Source organism: Methanoregula sp., assembly GCF_041663825.1.
Classification (GTDB): domain Archaea; phylum Halobacteriota; class Methanomicrobia; order Methanomicrobiales; family Methanospirillaceae; genus Methanoregula.
On sequence record NZ_JBAYLY010000056.1, the window covers coordinates 1 to 6189 of the forward strand.

Annotated in this window: 6 protein-coding genes; all 6 read left to right on the plus strand. The window is 39.2% G+C overall.

The genetic code is table 11. The annotated features are described in order from the left end of the window. The coding region (locus WCX19_RS14750; protein ID WP_373009458.1) for a hypothetical protein at positions 1–245 on the plus strand (245 nt) is incomplete at its 5' end. Next, complete coding sequence (locus WCX19_RS14755; RefSeq protein WP_373009460.1) at positions 245–2443, plus strand: hypothetical protein; 2199 nt, start codon at positions 245–247, stop codon at positions 2441–2443. The genes WCX19_RS14750 and WCX19_RS14755, both read left to right, overlap by 1 nt. Further along, entirely contained in the window at positions 2436–4874 is a 2439-nt protein-coding gene (locus tag WCX19_RS14760; protein WP_373009462.1) for a hypothetical protein, read from the plus strand. The genes WCX19_RS14755 and WCX19_RS14760 overlap by 8 nt, the downstream gene beginning before the upstream one ends. Before the next feature lie 154 nt (positions 4875–5028). Continuing rightward, on the plus strand, positions 5029–5406 hold the full coding sequence (locus WCX19_RS14765; RefSeq protein ID WP_373009464.1) for a hypothetical protein: 378 nt from the start codon (positions 5029–5031) through the stop codon (positions 5404–5406). A gap of 95 nt (positions 5407–5501) precedes the next feature. Further along, positions 5502–5753: a hypothetical protein gene (locus WCX19_RS14770; protein WP_373009466.1), complete on the plus strand. Its 252-nt coding sequence runs from the start codon at positions 5502–5504 to the stop codon at positions 5751–5753. 1 nt (position 5754) lies between these two features. Further along, a partial coding sequence (locus WCX19_RS14775) for a hypothetical protein (protein ID WP_373009468.1) occupies positions 5755–6189 on the plus strand: 435 nt, incomplete at its 3' end.

The following is a 6189-nucleotide window of genomic DNA, read 5'->3' on the forward strand; positions in this document are numbered from 1 at the left end:
ATGTCAACCCGTTAAAGTACTCTCCTTCAGAGGGTGGTGAGTGGGGTGATTTTGACGGCTCTACGTTTTCGGGTTATCTAAAGATTCCTGAAAAATACCTTGACTTACTTTTACTTCACATGTTAGGACGATGCTTTGACGAAAAGAAAATAGAATATGAATTAACCATAACAAGAATACGGGGAAATTCGGGTTCGAGTGCAAAACAAGAAATCGAATATACTCCTGTGGGTGGATATGATTAATGCACCAAGCTATAGAGATAAAGGGTATTGAGCGGGTAAATGAGTTTGTAGACCCTGAGTTATTGAAGACCACCGACGTTGCAACTTTTAAGAATATGATATTGGATAAGGTTGGCGGCAAGGCAATTAAACGAGGAGGAATGGCGGCGTTTAATTCCAATAGTGCAGGCGGGGGAATAAATTCATTACATGATACGGTTAATTCGGGCGGGACTAATATTCTCTTAGCGTCAATGGGCACTAAGTTGATTAAAAGTACTTCGGGAACAGGTGCCTGGAGTGACTTAAAGACCGGACTCACCACAGGACTTAAAACCAGGATTGTGCCCTATCTTGATAAATTTATTGTATCGAATGGAACAGATACAATCTTTATGACCGACCTTTCGAGTACGTGGAATCTTGAAGTAACTGCTCCCGTAATTACGGGTATTTCAAGCTCATCCACCGAAACAGACGGCAACCTAAGACTTGGCACTTATCCTTTTTATAGATATTTACTTGTTTATGTAACTAATCTCGGTGAATTATCTGCACCCTCTCAACCGTTCTCTCATATTTTCCCCGGGTTTGTGGAATCTACTACGAAAAGAATAAGATTTGACGGTCTGCCAGTGAGTGCTGATTCGAGAGTAGTAGCACGAATGCTTTATAGAACAAAAAATATTTCGAACACAAATACAGGTGGAGTTTATTACCTGCTTGCTACGCTTGATAATGCAACAACCTATTTTATAGACAGCTATGCGGATACCGTTTTAGATTTATCTAAAACAGTTACCTTTGTAACCGTCCCTACGAAAGCGAAGACCATATTAGCACATAAAGAAAGAATTTTTTTTGGTAATATAACACGTTCAACAAAAATACCGATTGCTCCTGAATTTACGAATGGTAACGCATCCCCACTGGCAGGGTATAGCGGGGGAGCAGACCTTACGCTTGCGGGGGCGGCATCTGTAGGCGGTCTGTTAACTACAGGTACATATAAGTACAGATTTGCATTAACAGACGATTCAGGGAGAATTAGTGATTACATTGAGGTTACTGTATCTGTATCGGGGGCTAATAATTCAGTAACCATTTCATACCCACCCACACCGCCTACATCAAGTTACACGATGAATATTTACCGCACTAAAGTCGGGGGGAGTACTTATTATAAATTAACTACCCTGGGATTTGGTGAATACTCTTATACGGATATAATTGCAGATGCATCTTTAACCGTAGAAATGCCTACCTCATCGACAGAGACCATTAAAAGCGGGCTTATGTATAGCGAAATAGGACAACCCGCCGCCGTAAACGCTTATAATGTTAAACAGATAAATCCCGATGATGGCGATGAGATAATGGAATTAATTGATATGGGGGATAGGATAATAATCTTTAAGAAAAATTCTATTTACCAGATAGTAACTTATGGTGATCCCCTAAATTGGCAAATTGAAGCCATCTATACTAAAAAGGGTGGTGATGAAGAACACCTTATTAAGAAGGCGGGGGATAAGATTTACTTTGTTTCGAATAACCAACTTTATAGATTCCCTGATTTTATGGAAAAACCTATTTCGTTGAATAAAATAAATAGTTTTAAAAATATAACAACGTTTAGAGATTGTTTTTATTCGAATTATTATAATTGGTTTTTTGTAATAGCAGATACAACGCTTTTTGTTTATGATGAAAAGTTAGATTCCTGGTATGAGTTTGTTTCGGAAGATACGGGGATTAAGACGTGGACGTGCGGTATAGAGAAACTTTACGGTACCACGAGAGATACTTTAATTTTCGGACATAGCGGGATAAACACCGTTTCAAAATATGACCCAAGTGTTTTTTTAGATTTAGCGGAAGAAATCATTTCCGAAATAACATCTAAAACATTTGTAGACCGGAATCCTACTTATTCGATGAGACTTAGAAAATTAAACTCTACTTATAAAAAGCGGGATGGTCAGGACGTTTCTCATTTAATAGCAGACCCCTATTCAGTAACACAAAAATTAATTGCAGATTCTACGAATGCTACATATTCAAGTGATTATAAGCAATACCGGACACCCACCGACACAATGACCGGAGACCTTACTTTAACAAACAATTTTTATTATAAAATATCAGGTAAGGGGTTGAATGAATTTGATGGTGCGGTTATAAAATTTGGTATAAGGAATAGAGGTTCCCGTGCTTAGTTTAAATAATAGCTTTTTATATAATCCACGTTACCAGTCAGGAGATAGACTACCGACAACGGGCACGGTAGTTGACTTTACGCCATTTATTTTAAATGACGGGCAACATGTAAAAAATTATTTAATGTATTCCGGTTCTTGGATAAAATTAAATATTACGTCTGATGATGATGTGAGGGTAAATAAACTCGGAGTAGGGCTTCAAGACAGCGATGAGATACTTTACGATATAACTTTAAAAGATGAGGGAGTTTTTTCACACACGGGATATTCCGAAGGCAATTATAAATTTGACGGCAAGGGATTTTACATAGACTTTGATAATAGCTATGCAGATAAAAGCTACTTAGAAGTAGATAACATGATGGTAAGAAGTACACTTACCGTTTATGAATTTCTTGTAATGCAAAAAAGATTCAGCGCAGGCAGCCTTGCAGTAAGCCCTGGGGGCGGTAAGGTAGCATCAATAAGCGGAACCGGGAGTACAACTGTTACCTTTGAAGACCCATCTGCTTTAGGAGTATGTTCTTTTGCGGCGAACGATATACTTATTAGTAAAAGAGTTGCACCCGACAAGACGACAGTCCTGAGGAGTGTTGAGGCGGTTGTCTCAAGCGTAAGCGGTAATAGTGCGGTAGTAGTTTATACTACAGGCACTTTCCAAAAAGGCGACGAAGTAGTCTGCGTGGGTAATACGACAGATGCCTCACGCCAGGGATTGATTTATATTTCGGCGGATGACTCAGGCGCTCCTTTCCTGGATGTAGATTCGGGAGTAAATTCTTTAGCCGCATGGTCTTCGACAACCAAAGTCCAGGCGAGATTAGGAAATCTTGCGGGATATACAAGTGCAACATTTGGCGCTTTGACCGGTTACGGACTTTTTATAAAAGACAATCTTTATATTGAAAAGGGATATATAGCGCTTGGCAGCGGTGGTTATGTGAGGGCAGGTAAAACAAGTTACGTAGACACTACTGCGGGTTTTTGGATAGGGAATGACGGCGGAGTGCCAAAAATTAGTATTGGTAACTCAACTAATCAACTTAGGTGGGATGGTACTAATTTATCAATTACGGGTGGTATAGCAGGGAATAAGACTTATCGAAGTTTATCTTCAAGTCCACCGGCGACACCGGCGACAAATGATTTATGGTTCCAGACAGATACGGGATTATTTAAGCAATACAACGGCACTATATGGGAGAATGCTACAGATGCAACTATCAGCGCATTGACTTCCGGGGTAACGATTAGTGCAGGCGGAATAGTTTTAGGTACGAGTTCTTCTCTAAAAAGCGGAAAAAGTTCTTACGCAGATGCAACTGCGGGCTGGTGGATAGGAATAAATAGTTCTATACCACAAATAAATGTCGGGTCTTCTACAAATTATTTTAAGTGGACGGGAACAGCTGTACAGATCAAGGGAGAAATTACCCTAACTAATACGACTACATTCGCCAACGGAGAGAAACTTGGCTTGGATGATGTTGCGGACGGCTCATCTTATGCGAGGGTACTATCAACCGATATACAGGCAGGACATATAAAGTTGAGTGAAGCAGTAGGAACACTTGACGATATAACAGATGGTACGGGTTACGGTAAAATAGCAATAACAGACATTCAATCAGGGCACATAAAACTAATAACGGCAGTAGGGACATTAGACGATATAGACGATGGAACAAATTATCAAAGAGTGGCTTCTACAGATTTATCTGCGGGGCATATTACTGTTGTTGCGAGCACTGCGAGTATAAATATAAACAGTACTACTTTCGGAAATCAAGGGATTCAATTACAATATAATGGAGGTACTCCTCGATTTTATGTCGGTAATGGTTCGACAAAATATATAAAGTTTGACGGTACAGACGTGAGTATGGGCGAGGGAACAATTACCGGTGGAACAATCCAGACGGCTACAAGCGGGCAAAGAGTTGTAATAAGTGGGGCTAATCAGGCTATTTATGTATATAATAATTCTGGTGTAGAGGTGTTAAAAATGTATGGAAATACCTCTGGGCTTGGAAGAGCACATATAACTGCAAGTGAATTATTCATAAGTGGTGATGTAGCATCTAATTCGCTTTCTGCGTCTGCGGGAATAAGCGGAGCAAGTTTAAATATTGGGTCGAGTACATTTTTAATCAACTCATCTGGGCAAATAACCGAAGTGAACAATATTGCTGCAAGTGGGAATACGGGTAAGACATTGGTATCTGATGGCACAAGTTTTACACCAGCGACCTTGACCGTATCAAACCTGGCTGCATTAACAGCGAGTAATGCTTTAGTTACAGATGCCAGTGGTATTATAACTGCAATAAGCGGCGTAAGTAATACAATTAGATTAACGGGTACCGGGGGAACACTTTATGACTTTACCTTCAGTAAGGGGATTTTAACCCAAGTAGTAGCTATATAAAAATTAATCTTGTATATATGAAAATAATTTTACATATTAATCATAGCTTAAAAGTTGTCAAAAGATTAGATACCCAAAGTGTATTATATCTGCGAGGATATGAATCGGTTGACAAGCCGAAAGCAACACTTTGGGTTTTTAATTGGAGGTTAATATGAAAAAGTATTTATTTATTTTCGTAGCGGTTTTGTTTGGTTGCGAATCAATTTCGGTAGTAGAGCCTGAAAAACCAAACATTTCCGGTGTTTGGAAATACAGCACAATTACCCTTTATCTTTCCCAAGAAAGCGAAACTACTTTCAATGGGGATTTTTATTTTGATGAATTATTTATCTCGGAAGTTAAGGGGAAAATAATTGACGGAAATTATATCTTCTCCACTTCACAGTCAACATATTACGATAACTTTACTTTGGGTTTCACGGGTAAGTTAATTGATAATACATTATCGGGCAAACTTAATGGCAGTGTTCTCAATAGTAATATAGTGATTGGATTTGGTAATATTAGCGTTGTCTTTACTAAGCAATAAACAATTAACATATCGATGGTATTGAAGGACTCAAAACCACAGTTAAATTCTTTCTTAAGAGTTTAGTTGTGGTTTTTTTATAAGGAGAATACAAAATGAAGTCGAAAGACAAACCAATGAAAACAAAGCAGTTTCAGTTATCCGAAACAGAGTTTTTGAAAGTACAGTTAGAGGAACAGAAACTACAGAACTTACAAATGCAAAGTCTTAGTGTACAGAATAGCATAATGGAATTATTAAAGGTATTCTGTAAAAGAATATCCCAAAAATTTGAAAACATTCTTGTAGATAATATGGGTAGGATGTTTATCGATAAGGACGGTAAAGTCACATTCAAGGAGGAATAACATGCCAGAGAGTACATCTTCGTTCGAAGAACGATTCCAACAGGCTTTAGAAGCCGAGAAACAAAGACGTAAAGCCGAGGGACGTGGCAACTGGGGTGATTTATCGCCTGAGTGGGTCAATCAAAAACGCTTAGAGATGATGTTAGCCGAAACTACTCCGGGGACAACAGCCGGGGGATTCACAGGGGTTGATTATGGTTATTTTACAGACATGCTTAAGAAGTCAATGGAACAGGGAGACCCGAATCAACAGCTCTATAGACAAAACATCCAGGGCGGAATAGATAAATCATTCGACACACAGCAGAGAACCCTAAGACAAAATCTCGCACAATCAGGGAATCTAAGAAGCGGGGCAGGCGATCAGGCGGTGGCAGATATTGAAGCGGGAAGAAGTAGCGCAGTAGGACAATCGGAAGTAGCTCTCGCATCACAA

Bases quoted from the DNA above. Each gene is read 5' to 3' on its own strand.
- WCX19_RS14755 (WP_373009460.1), top strand. From the start codon at position 245: ATGCACCAAGCTATAGAGATAAAGGGTATTGAGCGGGTAAATGAGTTT.
- WCX19_RS14765 (WP_373009464.1), top strand. From the start codon at position 5,029: ATGAAAAAGTATTTATTTATTTTCGTAGCGGTTTTGTTTGGTTGCGAA.
- WCX19_RS14770 (WP_373009466.1), top strand. From the start codon at position 5,502: ATGAAGTCGAAAGACAAACCAATGAAAACAAAGCAGTTTCAGTTATCC.